The following is a 675-nucleotide window of genomic DNA, read 5'->3' on the forward strand; positions in this document are numbered from 1 at the left end:
GAAGGCTTCGAGGGCCTGGTCCACCGGGTAGTCGTGGGTGATGACGGGGTTGATGTGCAGGGTGCCGTCGGTGAGGGCGGTGATGACGTCGTCGATCTCGTCATTGAACCGGAAGGAGCCTTTGAGGTCCAGTTCCCGGGTGATGGCCAGGGAGATCAGGACCGGCTGGGGTCCGGCGGGGAGGAGTCCGACCATGACCACGGTGCCGCCGCGGGCGGCGCCCTGGATCGCGGAGGCAAGTCCGTGGTGGTTGCCGGAGGATTCAATCACGACGTCGGCCTGCACCGCCGCGATCGCGTCCGCATCGCCGGCGGTGATCACCTGGTCGGCTCCGACGGCGGTGGCGATTTCCAGCGGTTTGGGGTGCATGTCGACGGCGGTGATCCGGGCCGCGCCGGCACGTTTGAGGACGGCGACGGCCAGGGCGCCGATCGGGCCGGACCCGATCACCAGCGCGGTCTTCCCGGCCACGTCCCCGGCCCGGGCCACCGCGTGCCAGGCGACCGCGGCGGGCTCAATCAGCGCCGCGGTGCGCAGGTCCAGGCCCGCGGGCAGGACCCGCAGCATCCGGGTTGGCAGGTTCACGTACCGGGCAAACGCCCCGTCGGTATGCGGGAACCGGGCCGCTGACCCCAGGTACGTGCACCCGGGTGAGAGGTTGGGCCGCTCCGCCGG

General features: G+C 71.4%; 1 protein-coding gene. It reads right to left on the bottom strand.

The genetic code is table 11. The features are described 5' to 3' along the window. Window positions 1–675, bottom strand: a 675-nt coding sequence (locus tag V9L17_RS21245; RefSeq protein WP_337352801.1) for a zinc-binding dehydrogenase, incomplete at both ends; no start/stop codon positions are given.

The sequence above is a fragment of the Pseudarthrobacter sp. CCNWLW207 genome (assembly GCF_037203945.1).
GTDB lineage: Bacteria > Actinomycetota > Actinomycetes > Actinomycetales > Micrococcaceae > Arthrobacter.